Origin of the sequence: Qipengyuania algicida, assembly GCF_009828025.1 — a bacterium.
GTDB lineage: Bacteria > Pseudomonadota > Alphaproteobacteria > Sphingomonadales > Sphingomonadaceae > Qipengyuania > Qipengyuania algicida.
This window is the reverse complement of sequence record NZ_WTYA01000001.1, coordinates 20,006-34,373: the sequence shown is the minus strand read 5'-3', so window position 1 is coordinate 34,373 and position 14,368 is coordinate 20,006. Positions and strand designations below refer to the sequence as shown.

Below are 14,368 nucleotides of genomic sequence, written 5' to 3'. Positions count from 1 at the left end.
TCAGTTCATGCCGATCAGAACTTGATCTGCGACCAGATTCCGAATTCGTCGTAGGTGCCGTGATTGACGCCGCCGATCACTCCGTTGGATGTCGGGACATACGCGTTGTCGGCAGCATCGCGCTTGTAGACCAGCGCCAGATCGACGCCATCGACCACCGCATAGCTGAGCCCGGCGTTGAAGTAATTCTCCTTCGCGGCTGGGTTCGTATACTGGTTGGGGTTCACCCAGTCGTAGCGCCCGAAAGCGCTGATCCGGGGCGTAAAGGCATAAGACCCGAACACCGACCAGCCAGACGATTTGTCGGCCGCTGTCGAAGTTACATTGTTCCAGTTGTGCGCTTCGAAATATTCCGCGCCAAGGCGTATGCGCGAGCCGGTGTAGGCCGCCAGAGCATCGAAGCGGGTTGCCTGATGCAGCGTGTCGGGCTGGCCGCCGACGCTCTTGCCGAGCTTGCCGGTGTAACCGCCGACCGCGAGCACGACATTTTTGACCGGCTCCACGCTGATGCGGCCCGACAGATCGAGCGTATCGGAATTGCGACTGCGGGTCTTGTATCCCAGGCCATCGATGGCGGACACGGCGTAAGACACCAGCCCATTGCCAAAGGTTCCGCCGATATGGACGCCATAGTCGGAAGATGTGCCGTATTTCGTCCGGTCGATCATGACGTTTTCGACGTAGCGATAGCCATAGATGCCTTCGACGAAGGGCACCCAAGGCAGGTCTGCCGCACCGACCCGGACGACAAATGCAGGTGACAGCTTGGCCTGAAGATAAGCTTTTTTCACGTAAACGAGGGTATCGTTCGAGACTCCGTGGCTGCCGTAGCGGACGTCGGTCGTGAGATTGGCCGAGAACACTTTGTCGAACTGGTGATCGACCGACAGGTAGAAGCGCTTGAGATCGACCTGCGTGCCGTTCTGCGCGGTATCGAGCCCATCCGACTTCTGGTTGATCGAACTCAGGTTGAGATAGGCCTTGCCGCTGATCTTGGTGTTCCTGATCCATGCGGGGGTGTCGGAGCTTTTCCGCGCTTGGGAGGCGCTGGCAACCATCGGTGCGGCGGGCGCCGTTGCAACCGGTGAAGCCGTCGCCAGTTGCGGCGATTCGCTTGCCGGAGCCTGCGCCTGGGCCGCCACCGCATCGCGTTGCTTCTGGGCTTCCTCGAGCTGCTGGAGGCGAGCCTGCATCGCTTGCAATTGCTCCTGCAGCTTCCTGATTTCGGCCTGGGTCGAAGTCTCGCCCGTATCCTGTGCGAAAGCCGGACCAGAAGCCGCTGTCGACACCAATAGTGCAGCAAGAAAAATAGATCGCTTCACAATACACCCCGTCAATCAGTGGTTGCTTGGTCGAGGGGTCAGCTAAGCAAGTAATATGACGTTTCTGCGACTCCTATATGACGAAAATGAAAGGCTGGTTCGTTTCCGGTGATTGTCATTCAAACGTCACATAATAGTCATTAAACCGTCCCGGATCGCTCGTAGGGCACCGCTTGCCTTTCAATGGAGGAAAATTTGAAAAAGCTTGCTGTCGTAGCCGCCATGGCTGCTCTCACACTCGCCGGGTGCCAGAAGGCCAACGATACGGGTGCTACATCTCAACCTACTGCCGGAAGCACGCAGAAGGTGACCGGGGCAGGGTCCACTTTCGTCTATCCCGTGCTGTCCGCATGGGCGGCGGATTACTCGAAGTCGGAAAGCGTCCAGATCAACTACCAGTCGATCGGTTCGGGTGGCGGTATCGCCCAGATCAAGGCCGGGACCGTCGATTTCGGCGCGACCGACAAGCCGCTTCAGCCCGATGAGCTGGCCCAGGCCGGCCTTGCACAGTTCCCGGTTGTCATCGGCGGCGTGGTTCCGGTGGTGAACATCGCAGGTATCTCCAAGGGCCAGATCAAGCTTCCCGCAGCGCTGCTTGCCGACATCTTTGCCGGCAAGATCAAGAAGTGGAACGATCCTGCGCTCGAGAAAGCCAACCCTGGACTGACGCTTCCCGATGCCACGATCAACGTGGTCCATCGTTCGGACGCCTCCGGCACCACCTTCAACTTCACCCATTACCTGAGCCAGGTCAGCCCGAGCTGGAAAGCCGGTCCAGGCGAGGGCACTTCGGTTTCATGGCCGAGCGGCGTTGGCGGCAAGGGCAATGAAGGCGTCGCCGCCTACGTCAACCAGATCAAGAATTCGATCGGCTATGTCGAGTTCGCCTATGTCGTCCAGAACAACATGTCTTGGGTTTATGTGCAGAACGCTGCGGGCAACTATGTCGCGCCTAGCATCGCCAGCTTCCAGGCTGCGGCGGCCAGCGCTCAGTGGGATCCGTCAAAGGATTTCGCACTGGTCATGACCAACGCTCCGGGTGCTCAGGCGTACCCGATCACCGCCTCGACTTTCGTGCTGATGTACAAGCAGCCGAAGAAGGAAGCGGCGAGCAAGGCGGCGCTCAAGTTCTTCCGCTGGGCGTTCGAAAACGGTCAGAAGAAAGCACAGGATCTGGATTACGTGCCGCTGCCCGATGATCTGGTGAAGAAGATCGAAACCTATATGGACGCCAACATCAAGTAAGTTGCGCGGGATTTAATGACGATGGCATTCCGGCGGACGGGTTCCTGTTCGCCGGAATGCCACTTTTTCAATGCGCCGCCGGAAAGCCCTGGCGAAGGTTGGTGGAACGCTCGACGATGAAGGGGCAGCCCGCCATGTGGCGAGCGGCCCTTTCAACCCTGTCACCTCGCGTGTCGGTGGACAGGCGTGGTGCCCTTAGGCGTAGGATGGGGTCAGATTGGCCTTTGCGCGACGACGCATGCCATAACCCAGCATTCCGATCCCAACCAGCATCATCGCCCAGGTGGCCGGTTCCGGCACCGCACCTGCCGTAACCATCGAGGAATTGGCCTTCACGAATCCTGACTGGAATGGATTGACTGTGTTCACCCGGTACTGGTCCAGCACAGTGGCAAACAGATTGCCGTTTGTCCCGGCGGCGGTGTTGAAGCCCAGACCGTTTCCGCTGACAAACTGTCCGGTGAGATAATAGAAATTGTCCGCACCGAAAATCGTCGGATTAAGGCCAGTAATAGCTGACCCATTATAAGTCCCGGTGATGCCGATGATCTTTTGCGCATCGCGCCCGTTGCGCTGTACGGTCATGTCGTCAGTTGTCAGCGTTCCCGATCCGGAAAGGGGCTGACCGCCAAATAAATTGGTGCCGGAGAAATCGAAGGCGTAGTCCGCTGCTGCTGCAGGCGATCCAGCCAAAATCATTGCTATTCCGACGCTAAGTGCGAACTTCTTCATACCCATCTCCTGTTTCAAACGCTTAATCATCGAAAATCAATGACCTATTGTCGTACGGAGTGGGCAGGCAAAAAGACGCAGGTATAGTAAACATATAATTAAACCGCCCCATAATGGGACGTTATTTTCAAAAAGAGAACTGGATATTGTTGTCAGGATACTTGGTCGATCGCACCAATTTTGTGTGGGCGATCAACTTTGGCGGAATGCCCAGCGCAGGCTTTTGCCCATTCCCCAGGTGGCGGCTCTCGCGGGCAATGCGCCGAAGCGCGGTCGTTCCAGCCCGAGCATGGCGCGCGCGAAAGAGGGCAGGGCGGTTACCGCCTCCGCGCCCAGCACAGCCTGCGCCACGCCAGCTGGTCCGGCTGGGCGCTGATCGAGCACCAGCCGGGCGACTTCACGCGCTTCGGGCCGGGCGCTGAGATCCTTGCGCAATTCGCGAAAGATCGACTCCGCCTCGCGCCGGTCGAGCGGAACCGGATTGGCCCCCAGCGCCTGAGCGATTACCGCGAACTGCCGATAATATTCGTCTTGCTCGTGACCGGGCATATCGGGCCGGACATGACGCAGATAGGCGGCAAGGAAGCTGGTCGCCTCGACCACATGGACCCACGCGAGCACGCGCGGGTCGCGCGCGGAATAGGGTGTGCCATCGGGCAATGTGCCGGTGACAGCGCCATGGATACGATTGACCCTTTCGATAGCGGCCTCGGCGTCGTCGCGATGGCCAAATGTCGTCACCGAAATGAACTTGGCGGTGCGTCGCAACCGCCCCTGCATATCCTCGCGGAAATTGGAATGATCGAGCACGCCTTGCAGCGCGTGTGGGTGGAGCATCTGCAACAGCAGGCTCCGAACCCCGCCAACCATCATGCTGACGACATCGGCGTGGACCATGCGGATCGGCGAATCGCGCTCGAACAAGGCCTCGTCCGAAGGCGGGATCGGTTGCTCGCCGCTCTCGAGATCGTTGAACACTCCGCGCACGCGGTGGACCAGCATCTGCCTGATCGATTCGACAGGGTCGGTTGGTGGCATGAAAGCCAATATAGGCTTGGCGCGCGCCGGAGAAACCCTTAGGCCCACAGGCAATATGACTGATATGACCGACAAGACCTTCGAAGCCTCCGCCAAAACCGTTCTCCCTGCTCCCGATATCGAGGTATCGGTTCGCGAGGTTTTCGGCATCGACGTGGACTGGAAAGTGCCAGCCTTCTCCAAGGCTGACCAGCGCGTGCCCGATCTCGACGAATCCTACGTCTTCGATCCGGACACCACGCTCGCGATCCTCGCCGGATTTGCGCATGACCGACGGGTGATGATCCAGGGGTATCATGGCACCGGCAAGTCGACCCATATCGAACAGGTGGCCGCTCGCCTGAACTGGCCGTGCATCCGCATCAATCTCGATGCTCATATCAGCCGTATCGATCTGGTCGGGCGCGATGCGATCGTGCTGCGCGACGGCTTGCAGGTGACCGAATTCCGCGAAGGCTTGCTGCCCTGGGCGCTCCAGCATCCCGTCGCCTTGGTGTTCGACGAATATGATGCGGGTCGACCGGACGTGATGTTCGTGATCCAGCGCGTGCTCGAACAGCAAGGCAAGCTGACCCTGCTTGACCAGAACCGCGTGATCCGCCCCGATCCGAATTTCCGCCTGTTCGCGACCGCAAATACGGTTGGCTTGGGTGACACCAGCGGGCTCTATCACGGCACACAGGCTATCAACCAGGGCCAGATGGACCGCTGGAATATCGTTGTTGGCCTGAACTATCTGCCAGCCGAGACCGAACAGTCGATCGTGGAAGCGAAGAACCCCGACACCGACACGGCAGTGATTGCCAATATGATCAAGGTGGCCGATCTCTCGCGGCAGGGCTTCATCAACGGCGACATCTCGACTGTGATGAGCCCGCGTACCGTCATCACCTGGGCGCAGAACTATGCCATCTTCAACGACGTCGGCTTCGCGTTCCGACTCAGCTTCCTCAACAAGTGCGACGAGGAAGAGAGGATGCTGGTGGCCGAATATTACCAGCGTGTTTTCGGGACAGATTTGCCTGAGAGCGTTGTTAGTAAGAAATAGATTTTGTTAACTGTAATAACGACTGTCTATTATTGAAACAGTTGTAAATACAGAGAATCTGTTCATCCCTTTTTAACCATCCTTCCAGCGCATATGCTTTGCTACAGTCCTGTGCCTGGCGCATTTCTTTAGCAATCGGATCGCCGCAAAAAAGTCTCGACCGGGAATAGCAAGCGCTTTTCCCCGCAATTACTCTTGTGCGGAAGATTTATCATGCAGCCAATCGTAAAACTCGCCTGCGCCGCAGGCTTGCTGAGTGCAGCCTTGCCTGCTGCGGCAGCGACCAATGTCATAGCCGGAAACATCAGTTCGGTTACGGTCACGGGCAATTCGGGCACATTGCGCGCCGGGTCGCCTTGGGGACCGGGCTCATCCATCTCGAACGTGAACGCCCCGATCGATGGAAGTTTCGAGGCGGAGAGCCAGCAGTGGAACAATGGGAGCTTCTGGTGGGACGAAGACCCGAGCGTCAACGCATCGCCAGTCAGCTACGTAATCGACTTGCTCAGCGCGGTGGTTGTCGACCAGTTCAAGGTGCAGGCGGACAACAATGACAGCTATCTGCTCGAATACTGGGACGGATCAGCGTGGCAGAATGCCTTCGCGATCGGTGCAGTGGGTGGCTTCGGCTTGACCACTCGTGACAGCGGGATGCTCGCACCGATCACCACCAGCCGGTTCCGCTTCACGGCAACCGGCGGGGACAATTACTATTCGGTGTCGGAGATTCAGGCATTCACCGCCGTCCCTGAACTCGGGGTGTGGGCGATGATGATCATCGGCTTCGGGGCGATGGGTGGCTTGCTGCGCGGATCGCGTCGCGCTCGGCCCAGCTTCGTCTGAAACTGCGAAGAGCGCGGTTCCTCCGGCCTCCACCTCCCGCGCTCTTCGCAACCCGGACTGACAGCTGCAATTCATCTTCAGGGCTCTATGCAAGGCTGTGTTGGTACGTTAATACAGTCTTGCATGGGCATCCCGTTTTTCAACTCTTCGCGTCGCAAGCGCGATTCCGAAAGTGACGGCGCAGGCGGTCACTCCGGATATTTTGCGCTGCACGACCGGTTCGAAGGGCCGGATTACGACGAATGGGACGCGCGGCTCGATGCGGTGGACCGGCATCTTGATCGCGATCAGCGCGCAAGGCAGCGCTGGTGGCATCGGTCATACTGGCGCGGCCGCGGCAAGCTGTGGTGGACCGTTCGCGTCGTCGCCGCGATGCTGGCGCTGTTCATCATGCTCGTCGGCTGGCTGGCGATGACTGCGCCGCTCAGCAAGTCGCTGCAGCCGATCGTCCCGCCCCAGATCACGCTGACCGCTGCCGATGGCACCCCAATCGCGCGCAACGGTGCGATCACCGATTCGCCGGTGCGGATCGCGACCTTGCCCGCCTATGTCCCCGAAGCCTTCATCGCGATCGAGGACCGGCGGTTCTATCATCACTGGGGCATCGACCCGAGAGGCATAGCGCGCGCCGCATTCTCCAACGCCACCGGCGGGATGGAGCAGGGCGGCAGCACGATAACCCAGCAGCTCGCGAAGTTTACATTCCTGACGCCCGAACGCAGCCTGACGCGCAAGGGCCGCGAGATGCTGATTGCCTTCTGGCTGGAGGCGTGGCTGACCAAGAACCAGATTCTCGAACGCTATCTCTCCAACGCCTATTTCGGCGACAACGTCTATGGCTTGCGGGCAGCCAGCGAACACTATTTCAGTCGCCCTCCCGAGCGGCTGACGAGAACGCAGGCGGCAATGCTGGCAGGGCTGGTCCAGGCACCATCGCGGCTCAACCCGGCGCGCCATTACGGCAGGGCCGCCGCGCGGATGCGGCTGGTGCTCAAAGCCATGGCCGAGCAGGGTTATATCACCAAGGTACAGTCTCGCGCTCCTGATCCAAAGCTCGACCTTCACGAGCAGCGCGATCTGCCGAGCGGGTCTTATTTCGCCGACTGGGCGATGCCGCAGGCGCGGTCCCAGACAGAGGGCAATCCTTACACTCGGCAAACGATCACCACGACGCTCGACAGCAGGCTCCAGTCGATCGCGCGTGATGTGACGCGCAGCGCCCCGCTCAAGGGCGCTCAGGTGGCGCTGGTGGCGATGCGGCCCAACGGGGATGTGGTGGCGATGATCGGCGGCACCGATTACGACAAGACGCCTTACAATCGCGCGGTGCAGGCGATGCGCCAGCCGGGATCGACCTTCAAGCTGTTCGTCTATCTCGCCGCGCTGCGCAACGGGTGGTCGCCCGACGATACTATATCCAATGAGCCGATCACCACGGGGAGCTATCAGCCCAAGAACGCCGACGGGCACTATTCCAAGTCCATTACCCTGAAACAGGCGCTGACTGTTTCGAGCAACGTCGCTGCGGTCCGCCTGATGGGCAAGGTCGGCGACGATGCGGTGATCCGCACCGCGCGCGACCTCGGCATCACCACGCCGCTGGCCAAGGGCGATCCGAGCCTCGCGCTGGGCACCTCCACGATGAATTTGCTGGAGCTGACTGCCGCCTATGCCGGGGTCGCGGGCAACCAGTTCCCGGTCCACCCCCACGCTATTTCGCAGCCCGAGAAAGGTTTCTGGCAGCGGATGTGGAATGGCCCGAAAAGCCTTTCGACCCGCACGCATGACGAGATGCAGGAGATGCTCCGCAATGTCGTGAATTCCGGCACTGGGCGTGCGGCGACGCTGCCGATCGCCAATTACGGCAAGACCGGCACCACGCAGGACAACCGCGACGCACTGTTTGTGGGCTATGCCGGAGGGCTGGTGGTAGGCGTGTGGGTCGGGCGCGACGACAACACCCCGCTGGGCCGGGTTTCCGGCGGCACGATCCCGGCGCGTATCTGGCACAATTTCATGATGCGCGCCCTTCGCCTTCAGCGCGCTGCGCCGCCTCCACTCGAATTGCCGGACAATGTCGATCCCGATCTCGGCACGCCTTCGGACGCTGAATCCGGACACGTCATCGATCTTGGCGACAGGACGCATGTGCGTGTCGATGATAATGGGGCGACGCTCAACCTGCCGGGCGGCGAAATCCGTCTCGATCGCGATACGCTGGGTGTCGACGGAAAGAATCTCAAACAGCTGCGCGACCAGATCAATTCGGCGCGGCAAAAGATCGAACAACAGTTGCAGCAGCGTAGCGGACAGACTTCCGACCAACCGCAGAATTAGGGCTCTTCGTCCTTCACCATGACGTTCATCACTGCGCTCGCAATCGGCCGGTCGCGATTGACCTGCCAGGCCTCGACCACCAGATTGGCGGTGCGGCGTCCCAGCTTGGTGATGCGGGCCTTGGAGAAAGTCTGGCGTGGTTTGCCCGCGCTCAGGAATTCGACCGTGATATTGATCGGTTTCAACCGGGCCTTGCGTTCGATCCGGTCAAGCTCGCCGCGTAAGGCCGCATAGCCTGCGGTTTCCAGCAACCCGCTGATCGCGCCGCCGTGCAGCGCTCCGGGACGTCCCTCGACGGCGTTGCTGAAATCCACGACCAGTACCGGCACGCCGCCTTCCACCCGGTCGACCGCAATGCCAAGCGAATGGGCGTAAGGCGTCAGTTGTCCGCTCGCCGCGTTGATTTCAGCCACGGGCAAAGTTCCTCGGGTCGGTGGCGATAGTCATGAACACGCCCTGCATATGCGCGACCGGATCATCGGCGTCCCCGTCATGCGCGATACCGCGCACGAACGCCGCAGAATGACCAAGGTGATAGCACTGCACTCGTCCGAACACGCTCGCTCGGGGTTTTGAGCCACGCAGGTAATCGACCCTGAGGTCCAGCGTCGCGATCGGCTGGAAAAGCTTCTTGCGGGTCCAGATCGATAACCCGCTGGCCATGTCCATCAGGCTGATGATCGGGCCGGAGGCGAGCACTTCCTCTTCCTCTTCGCCCAGCAAGTCCGCGCGCCAGGGCAACTCCAGCTCGACCCAGTCTTCGCCATGATCGCGATATCGCAAACCAAGCCAGCCGTTGTGCGAACCCTTGCCCAGCAAAGGTGCGGCGAGTGCAGGATCGAAAGGGATGGGTTCATCGGGCATCAGGGCAAAGCTTTGCCGAGCCATTTCCGCGATGACAATGTTTTAATTTCAATCCGTGGTTTCCCTCAGCCAATTGGGGTGGGCGGGAGACGCAAGGGTCAAACGCGGATCGTAACACCAACATGCAAATCCAATGCAGCGGGAATTCAATGCAACTGCCATCCATCGTTCTCGACAGCCTTCCCGGCCTCGATACAGCACAAGGCCTGTTCGGAAGCCTGTCGCAAGCGGTCGGAGCATCGCTGTACGATCGCGTGCTCGTGGTCATGACCTACCTTTACGAAGTTTCGTAAGCCTATCCGGATGCCACGCATCATGCGCAGGGATCGCGCTCCGGCTCGGTCGCAGGCCGACGCAATCGACTCTGCGCAAGCTGTGGTGGAGCAGCTGCGTGACCAATGGCGAAAATCGCCTCAGGTCGCGCAGCTGCTCGCTGAATTGCATGACTATGGACGGGGAGCCGATCTTCGGGATTGTGCCGCTCTGGCAGAATGCCTGACTTCGACCACAGCTGCGACGCGTGTGTTGGCACCTTTGTTCGTCACGATGGGTCAGGCCTTGCGCGGCCATCCGCTCGCCCATGTTCCGTTGCGCCACCAGTTTGCACATGGCGTTTGTGTGCTGGAGCTGATGCGCGCGGGACAGGCATCGCTGTCTCTGATGGATTAATATGGTGCTGCGTTTTGAGGCCGGGCGGCATCGTCCAGCATTGCCTTCTCCGATGAGGAGCGCCATGAAATTTGTCTTGCCGGATCGGGCAGGGGGCGCGTCGCGACGATGTCTGGCGAACGGCACGACGGGGCGGTCCTGCACATGCGGGAAATGGTCTTCGAGCAGGATCGCCCAATGGAGTTCGATCACGCGAGTTCCCGGCTGATCGATGGGGTCGACGGGTATCTGGCGATGCTCCGGCTGACGCGTTCACCGCAATGCCCTGGGCCAACGCGAGAATTTGCCCTTGCCGACGGGCGCCTGCTTCACCGTGCGAGCGGCAATCGCCGTGACAGCAGGGATGAAATGGCGATGGCCTTGCTCGGCAGGATGGGGCGTCGCGATGCCGCCGGACCTTTGGCACAGATCGCGAGCGGGGAGGGCAATGAGCATTTGCGCTGGCAGGCGCTGCGCAATGCGCTTGCGCTCGACAGCGCGGTGGGCTTGGCGGCGCTGGAGGAGCTGTCGGGCAGGGTCGGCGATGCCCTGGCGATGCCTGCAGCAAAGCTTCATCGGCAATTGGTCGTTGAGCATCCCGGCCGGACACGTCGCGAGTGGCAGCCATGCCTCGCTTGATCGATTGCGCCGATAGCGGTGTTGCCGATGTCGCGGAAACTGTGGCGATGCTTGGCGGGGAGGGCTTCGATCCGGCGGACGAGCGCAGCCACGCCACTGCGGCACTGGCGCTAAGGCGGCTCGGCAACAATCGGGCGTTTCTTGGCGATATGCTTGTCGAGGGACTGCGCGAGCGCCACCGGGAAATCGGCGAAACGAGTGCCTATGGAGCGCAGGCGATCATGCTGGCGCGTTTACCCGGCGGGCACCTCATCCGCGCCAACATCTGGCCCAGCGAGAACGACGCCTGCTTTCAGGTCAGCGGCGCGCGCAGCTTCGTTTACGGGCTGCCGCATGACCACAATTTCAGCTTCCTGACAGTGGGTTATTTCGGGCCAGGGTATGAAAGCGATTATTACGAATATGACCACGCTGAGACCATCGGCTATCGCGGAGAGCGACCGGCGCTGCGCTTCATCGAGCGCTGCGCGCTCAGTGAAGGCAAGCTGATGCTTTATCGCGCGCATGTGGATGTCCATGCGCAATTGCCCGCGTTCCATGTCGGTCTCGCTCATCATCGTGCGCAGCGATCCGAGGGAGGCGTGGATCGACCAATATGGCTTCGATCTGGGCACCGGCGCGATTACGGGGGTGCTCAATCCTACCTCGACCGAAACCTTCCTGCGCTGTGCCGTGGGGCTGGGCGGGGATGAGGCGCTCGACCTGGCTCAGCATTTCGGTCGGCACCACCCGAGCGATCGCCTGCGCCTGGCCAGTCTCGAAGCGCGGGCGATACTGCTCGATGAAGCGGGGCGTGACGAACTGTGGCGTAAGGCGGAGCGTTCGGGAAGTCGGCTGGTAGCGGCAGAAGCCCGGCTCAAGCGGAGCAAGGCGGCCTGAACGCCCACCGTCGCAGGATCAGAAGGCCGAGCCCGCCAGCCGGTCGATTGCCGCTTGCAGGATCACCGCAGCGGCGTGGCTGTCGATCCGTTCGGCGCGTTTGGCGCGGCTCATGTCCTGCCCGATCATTGCGCTTTCCGCGCTGAGCGTCGACCAGCGTTCGTCCCACAGCAGCACCGGCAATTTTAGCGCTTCGGCACAATTGCGGGCATAGGCGCGGCTGGCCTGCGCGCGCGGACCTTCGCTGCCGTCCATGTTGCGCGGCAGGCCGATGACCAGTCCCGTGATCCCCCGCGCCCGGACCAGTTCGCCCAGCTTCGCGCGGTCGGCCCCGAACTTGCCGCGTGGCAGGGTCGTTCCCGCCGTCGCAAAGCGCCAGCCAGCATCGCAAGTCGCAATACCGATCGTCTTGGTGCCGACGTCCAGCGCCAGCAAGGCTCCGCCATCGGGCAAAGCTTCGCCAAAGGCGCGCGCGTCGTCGGTTACGATTGCGCGTTCGTCCATGCCTTGGCCCGGCGCACGACATCCTGTTGCAGGTTCCGCCAGAACAGTGGGATATCGTAAACGTGGTAATTGTTACCCGGCAGGACCCCCTGGCCCATTTCTGGCGGTGATCCGATCATCAACAGGCCCTGCGCGTTGCATTGGGCGGGCACGGCACCTGCCACCAGCTTTCCGCTCGAAAGATCAGCACTGGGAACGAGGGTGCCGAGATTGGCACTCGCCGGGGCGGAGCCGTTGACGCTGCCGGTCAGTGGATTGACGCAAAGGATCGGACCGTCGCCGCGCGGTTTGCCATCGAAGCCGGGGGTGGCGGCGTAGCGCGTCATCAACATCGTCGGATCGGCATCCTCGGCAAAGCTCGACCATGTGACAACGCAACCCGTTTGCGAAGGCGCAGCACAAGCGGGCATCGGGAGCGCGGGCAAATCGTGCTCGACCGAGATTGGCCAGCCGATCGCATAAACGGCGATGATGCGTTTCTGGAGCGGTGCCCCTGCGATTTCGCTGCGCAGCAGATGCAGGATGTGCAGTGCGCCCTGGCTGTGTCCGGCGAGCACGATCGGCTCATCCTTGGGTACGCTCGCGACGAAATAGCGAAACGCCTCGCGCACGTCGCCATAGGCGGCGTCGATGGCTTTTTGTGCTTCGGGCTTGTCGGTCAGGAATGCACCGACAGCGGCTTGCCTGTATTTCGGTGCCCAGATCTCGTCGGCGCGGTTGAATGCGCTGGCCATGCCCCTGAGATAAAGCCGCGCCCGCGCTTCGGACACTGGATCGTTCAGCGTGTCGTTCCAGTTGGCTTTTTCCGACAGCGCGAGCGGTAGATAGCTGGTCGGGTGGACAAAGAACACGGCGAAGCGCGGTGTGCTGGAAGGATCGGCCGGCTGGCCGGGATGGATGGTGCCATCCTTGGCCTCGATCGCCGGTTCGTAGCGTGCGGGATCATTGGTTCCCATGCCGGGGCGCGAGTACCACATTGCCGGATCGGAATAGGCGTTGTTGGCCAGCGGCGTCTGCTCGACGAAGGGCGTGCGGGGCACGAATGCAATCTCGGTCGCTTGCCGTGACCAGATCGCCAGCGAGATGGCACCGATCAGGATGAGAACGGTGATCCCGGCAATAATGTAGAGAAACTTACGCGCCATGGCCTGCCGCTGCGCGTGCTTCATCCTCGCTCTGGTTGTGCTCCGCACGCCGTTCAAGCGCGACCTTGAGCATCGCCACCGCCGGATCGGCCAGGAAAAGCCCGAGCACGCCGAACAGCAGGCCCATGATGAGCTGCATCGCAAGCACCAGCGCTGGGGCGAGATCGACCGTCTTCTTGGCGATCATCGGGATCACCACATAGCCATCGAAATTCTGCACCAGCAGGTAGACGCCGATGGTGTAGAGGCCGGTGTCGACGCCGACTGAAAAGCCCACCAGCGCCATTAACGCGCCCGAGATGATCGCGCCTAGATTGGGAATGAACGCGAACAATCCGGTAAGGATCGCCAGCAGGGCAGCCATTGGCACGCCGATGATGACCAGCAGGACGTAAGTGAACAGCGCCTCGACCGCCATGCCCACCAGTCGTCCGGCCATCAACCGCCGCAGCGTATAGGCCATGTCGCTGGCGGTCTTGTAGAATTCCTCGCGCTGACCCTGCGGCAGGATCCACGCGATCCCACGCTCGTAAAGTTGCGGCTCCAAAGCCACATAGACCCCGATGATCGCGATCAGGACCACCGTTGTGATCGCCCCCACCGCACCGGTCAGCGCGCGCGTCACCGTGCCTATGCCACTCGTGATGCCACCGGCATACTTCGACAATTGTGCCTGACTGATGTCGAAGCCCTGAGTCTGCGCCCAATCGACGAGGCGGTTCAACTGTGTTTCGATGACCGAGGGAAATTGCGCGGCTTGCTGCGATACGGTGGAACCGGCGAAATAGCCGAGCCAGGCGAAGAACAGCACCGTGAGAACAAGCACGATGGCAACGCGCCATCCGCGCGCGATCGGCAGGATACGGCCGAGCAGGCGCGCACCGCCATCGATCATCGCGGCGAAGACCATGCCCCCGAAGATCACCAGCAGGGGGCGTGCAATCGTGACTGCGAGCACCACCGCACCAACGGTGGCAGTCCAGATCATCGCGCGGGCGAATTCGTACCGCAGGCGCGGATCGGAGATCATCGACGGACTGTACCCCAGAGGGCGCGATCCCGGTCCGGCGTCCGCCGAATGATCGTCAGGTTTGTCTTCGTCCTGCTTGCTCATCCACGCTCCC

General features: G+C 61.1%; 16 protein-coding genes and 1 pseudogene. 9 read left to right on the top strand and 8 right to left on the bottom strand.

Translation table 11 applies throughout. The features are described 5' to 3' along the window. Nucleotides 1-14 precede the first annotated feature (14 nt). The gene (locus GRI58_RS00215) at nucleotides 15-1,289 is read right to left on the bottom strand and encodes a hypothetical protein (protein WP_160751557.1); all 1,275 of its coding nucleotides are present in this window, start codon (nucleotides 1,287-1,289) and stop codon (nucleotides 15-17) included. Between the two features lie 255 nt (nucleotides 1,290-1,544). Between GRI58_RS00215 and pstS the strand changes: the two genes are divergently transcribed. Next, nucleotides 1,545-2,567, top strand: a complete 1,023-nt coding sequence (gene pstS / locus GRI58_RS00210) for a phosphate ABC transporter substrate-binding protein PstS (RefSeq protein WP_202386718.1) — start codon at nucleotides 1,545-1,547, stop codon at nucleotides 2,565-2,567. A gap of 195 nt (nucleotides 2,568-2,762) precedes the next feature. Here the strand turns inward: pstS and GRI58_RS15890 are convergent. Together GRI58_RS15890 and GRI58_RS00200 are read right to left on the bottom strand one after the other, a co-directional pair. After that, nucleotides 2,763-2,873: pseudogene (locus tag GRI58_RS15890) on the bottom strand (PEPxxWA-CTERM sorting domain-containing protein); the annotation flags it as partial. A 618-nt stretch (nucleotides 2,874-3,491) separates the two neighbouring features. Then, on the bottom strand, nucleotides 3,492-4,337 hold the full coding sequence (locus GRI58_RS00200; protein WP_160751555.1) for an oxygenase MpaB family protein: 846 nt from the start codon (nucleotides 4,335-4,337) through the stop codon (nucleotides 3,492-3,494). Nucleotides 4,338-4,392: 55 nt separating this feature from the next. Between GRI58_RS00200 and cobS the strand changes: the two genes are divergently transcribed. From cobS to GRI58_RS00185, 3 genes are all read left to right on the top strand, one after another. Further along, nucleotides 4,393-5,385 carry a cobaltochelatase subunit CobS gene (gene cobS, locus GRI58_RS00195; RefSeq protein ID WP_160751554.1) on the top strand — a complete coding sequence of 331 codons (993 nt, stop codon included), beginning with the start codon at nucleotides 4,393-4,395 and terminating at the stop codon, nucleotides 5,383-5,385. Between the two features lie 213 nt (nucleotides 5,386-5,598). Next, complete coding sequence (locus GRI58_RS00190) at nucleotides 5,599-6,228, top strand: hypothetical protein (protein WP_160751553.1); 630 nt, start codon at nucleotides 5,599-5,601, stop codon at nucleotides 6,226-6,228. 123 nt (nucleotides 6,229-6,351) lie between these two features. After that, on the top strand, nucleotides 6,352-8,565 hold the full coding sequence (locus GRI58_RS00185) for a transglycosylase domain-containing protein (protein WP_160751552.1): 2,214 nt from the start codon (nucleotides 6,352-6,354) through the stop codon (nucleotides 8,563-8,565). Here GRI58_RS00185 and GRI58_RS00180 read toward each other — a convergent pair. Both GRI58_RS00180 and GRI58_RS00175 read right to left on the bottom strand, forming a co-directional pair. After that, a complete protein-coding gene (locus GRI58_RS00180; protein WP_337190852.1) occupies nucleotides 8,562-8,978 on the bottom strand; it encodes a PaaI family thioesterase in 417 nt (138 codons plus the stop codon). The two genes, GRI58_RS00185 and GRI58_RS00180, sit on opposite strands and share 4 nt — an antisense overlap. After that, a complete protein-coding gene (locus tag GRI58_RS00175) occupies nucleotides 8,971-9,429 on the bottom strand; it encodes a PaaI family thioesterase (protein WP_160751551.1) in 459 nt (152 codons plus the stop codon). The genes GRI58_RS00180 and GRI58_RS00175 overlap by 8 nt, the downstream gene beginning before the upstream one ends. Nucleotides 9,430-9,578: 149 nt before the next feature. Here GRI58_RS00175 and GRI58_RS15370 point away from each other — a divergent pair, with 149 nt between their 5' ends. The 5 genes from GRI58_RS15370 (at nucleotide 9,579) to GRI58_RS00155 (ending at nucleotide 11,595) form a co-directional block, all read left to right on the top strand. Further along, the gene (locus tag GRI58_RS15370) at nucleotides 9,579-9,722 is read left to right on the top strand and encodes a hypothetical protein (RefSeq protein ID WP_202386716.1); all 144 of its coding nucleotides are present in this window, start codon (nucleotides 9,579-9,581) and stop codon (nucleotides 9,720-9,722) included. A 10-nt stretch (nucleotides 9,723-9,732) separates the two neighbouring features. Continuing rightward, nucleotides 9,733-10,098, top strand: a complete 366-nt coding sequence (locus GRI58_RS00170; RefSeq protein ID WP_160751550.1) for a hypothetical protein — start codon at nucleotides 9,733-9,735, stop codon at nucleotides 10,096-10,098. A gap of 108 nt (nucleotides 10,099-10,206) precedes the next feature. Beyond that, the gene (locus tag GRI58_RS00165) at nucleotides 10,207-10,716 is read left to right on the top strand and encodes a hypothetical protein (RefSeq protein WP_160751549.1); all 510 of its coding nucleotides are present in this window, start codon (nucleotides 10,207-10,209) and stop codon (nucleotides 10,714-10,716) included. Beyond that, nucleotides 10,704-11,408, top strand: coding sequence for a transposase (locus GRI58_RS00160; RefSeq protein ID WP_160751548.1), 705 nt, complete (start codon nucleotides 10,704-10,706; stop codon nucleotides 11,406-11,408). The genes GRI58_RS00165 and GRI58_RS00160 overlap by 13 nt, the downstream gene beginning before the upstream one ends. Next, nucleotides 11,389-11,595, top strand: a complete 207-nt coding sequence (locus GRI58_RS00155) for a hypothetical protein (RefSeq protein WP_160751547.1) — start codon at nucleotides 11,389-11,391, stop codon at nucleotides 11,593-11,595. Before GRI58_RS00160 ends, GRI58_RS00155 begins: the two co-directional genes overlap by 20 nt. An 18-nt stretch (nucleotides 11,596-11,613) precedes the next feature. On the opposite strand, the gene ruvX is transcribed toward GRI58_RS00155, so the two are convergent. From ruvX to GRI58_RS00140, 3 genes are read right to left on the bottom strand one after another with little or no spacing between them, the layout of a single operon-like run. Next, a complete protein-coding gene (gene ruvX, locus GRI58_RS00150) occupies nucleotides 11,614-12,099 on the bottom strand; it encodes a Holliday junction resolvase RuvX (RefSeq protein ID WP_160751546.1) in 486 nt (161 codons plus the stop codon). Continuing rightward, the gene (locus GRI58_RS00145; protein ID WP_337190851.1) at nucleotides 12,078-13,268 is read right to left on the bottom strand and encodes a DUF3089 domain-containing protein; all 1,191 of its coding nucleotides are present in this window, start codon (nucleotides 13,266-13,268) and stop codon (nucleotides 12,078-12,080) included. The genes ruvX and GRI58_RS00145 overlap by 22 nt, the downstream gene beginning before the upstream one ends. After that, nucleotides 13,234-14,358: an AI-2E family transporter gene (locus GRI58_RS00140; RefSeq protein ID WP_160751545.1), complete on the bottom strand. Its 1,125-nt coding sequence runs from the start codon at nucleotides 14,356-14,358 to the stop codon at nucleotides 13,234-13,236. The genes GRI58_RS00145 and GRI58_RS00140 overlap by 35 nt, the downstream gene beginning before the upstream one ends. Nucleotides 14,359-14,368: the final 10 nt, after the last annotated feature.

Coding starts and splice junctions, on each gene's coding strand:
- GRI58_RS00145 (WP_337190851.1), bottom strand. CDS start 13,268: ATGAAGCACGCGCAGCGGCAGGCCATGGCGCGTAAGTTTCTCTACATT.
- GRI58_RS00165 (WP_160751549.1), top strand. CDS start 10,207: ATGTCTGGCGAACGGCACGACGGGGCGGTCCTGCACATGCGGGAAATG.
- pstS (WP_202386718.1), top strand. CDS start 1,545: ATGGCTGCTCTCACACTCGCCGGGTGCCAGAAGGCCAACGATACGGGT.
- cobS (WP_160751554.1), top strand. CDS start 4,393: ATGACTGATATGACCGACAAGACCTTCGAAGCCTCCGCCAAAACCGTT.
- GRI58_RS15370 (WP_202386716.1), top strand. CDS start 9,579: ATGCAACTGCCATCCATCGTTCTCGACAGCCTTCCCGGCCTCGATACA.
- GRI58_RS00200 (WP_160751555.1), bottom strand. CDS start 4,337: ATGCCACCAACCGACCCTGTCGAATCGATCAGGCAGATGCTGGTCCAC.
- GRI58_RS00140 (WP_160751545.1), bottom strand. CDS start 14,358: ATGAGCAAGCAGGACGAAGACAAACCTGACGATCATTCGGCGGACGCC.
- GRI58_RS00185 (WP_160751552.1), top strand. CDS start 6,352: ATGGGCATCCCGTTTTTCAACTCTTCGCGTCGCAAGCGCGATTCCGAA.
- GRI58_RS00170 (WP_160751550.1), top strand. CDS start 9,733: ATGCCACGCATCATGCGCAGGGATCGCGCTCCGGCTCGGTCGCAGGCC.
- GRI58_RS00160 (WP_160751548.1), top strand. CDS start 10,704: ATGCCTCGCTTGATCGATTGCGCCGATAGCGGTGTTGCCGATGTCGCG.
- GRI58_RS00190 (WP_160751553.1), top strand. CDS start 5,599: ATGCAGCCAATCGTAAAACTCGCCTGCGCCGCAGGCTTGCTGAGTGCA.
- ruvX (WP_160751546.1), bottom strand. CDS start 12,099: ATGGACGAACGCGCAATCGTAACCGACGACGCGCGCGCCTTTGGCGAA.
- GRI58_RS00175 (WP_160751551.1), bottom strand. CDS start 9,429: ATGCCCGATGAACCCATCCCTTTCGATCCTGCACTCGCCGCACCTTTG.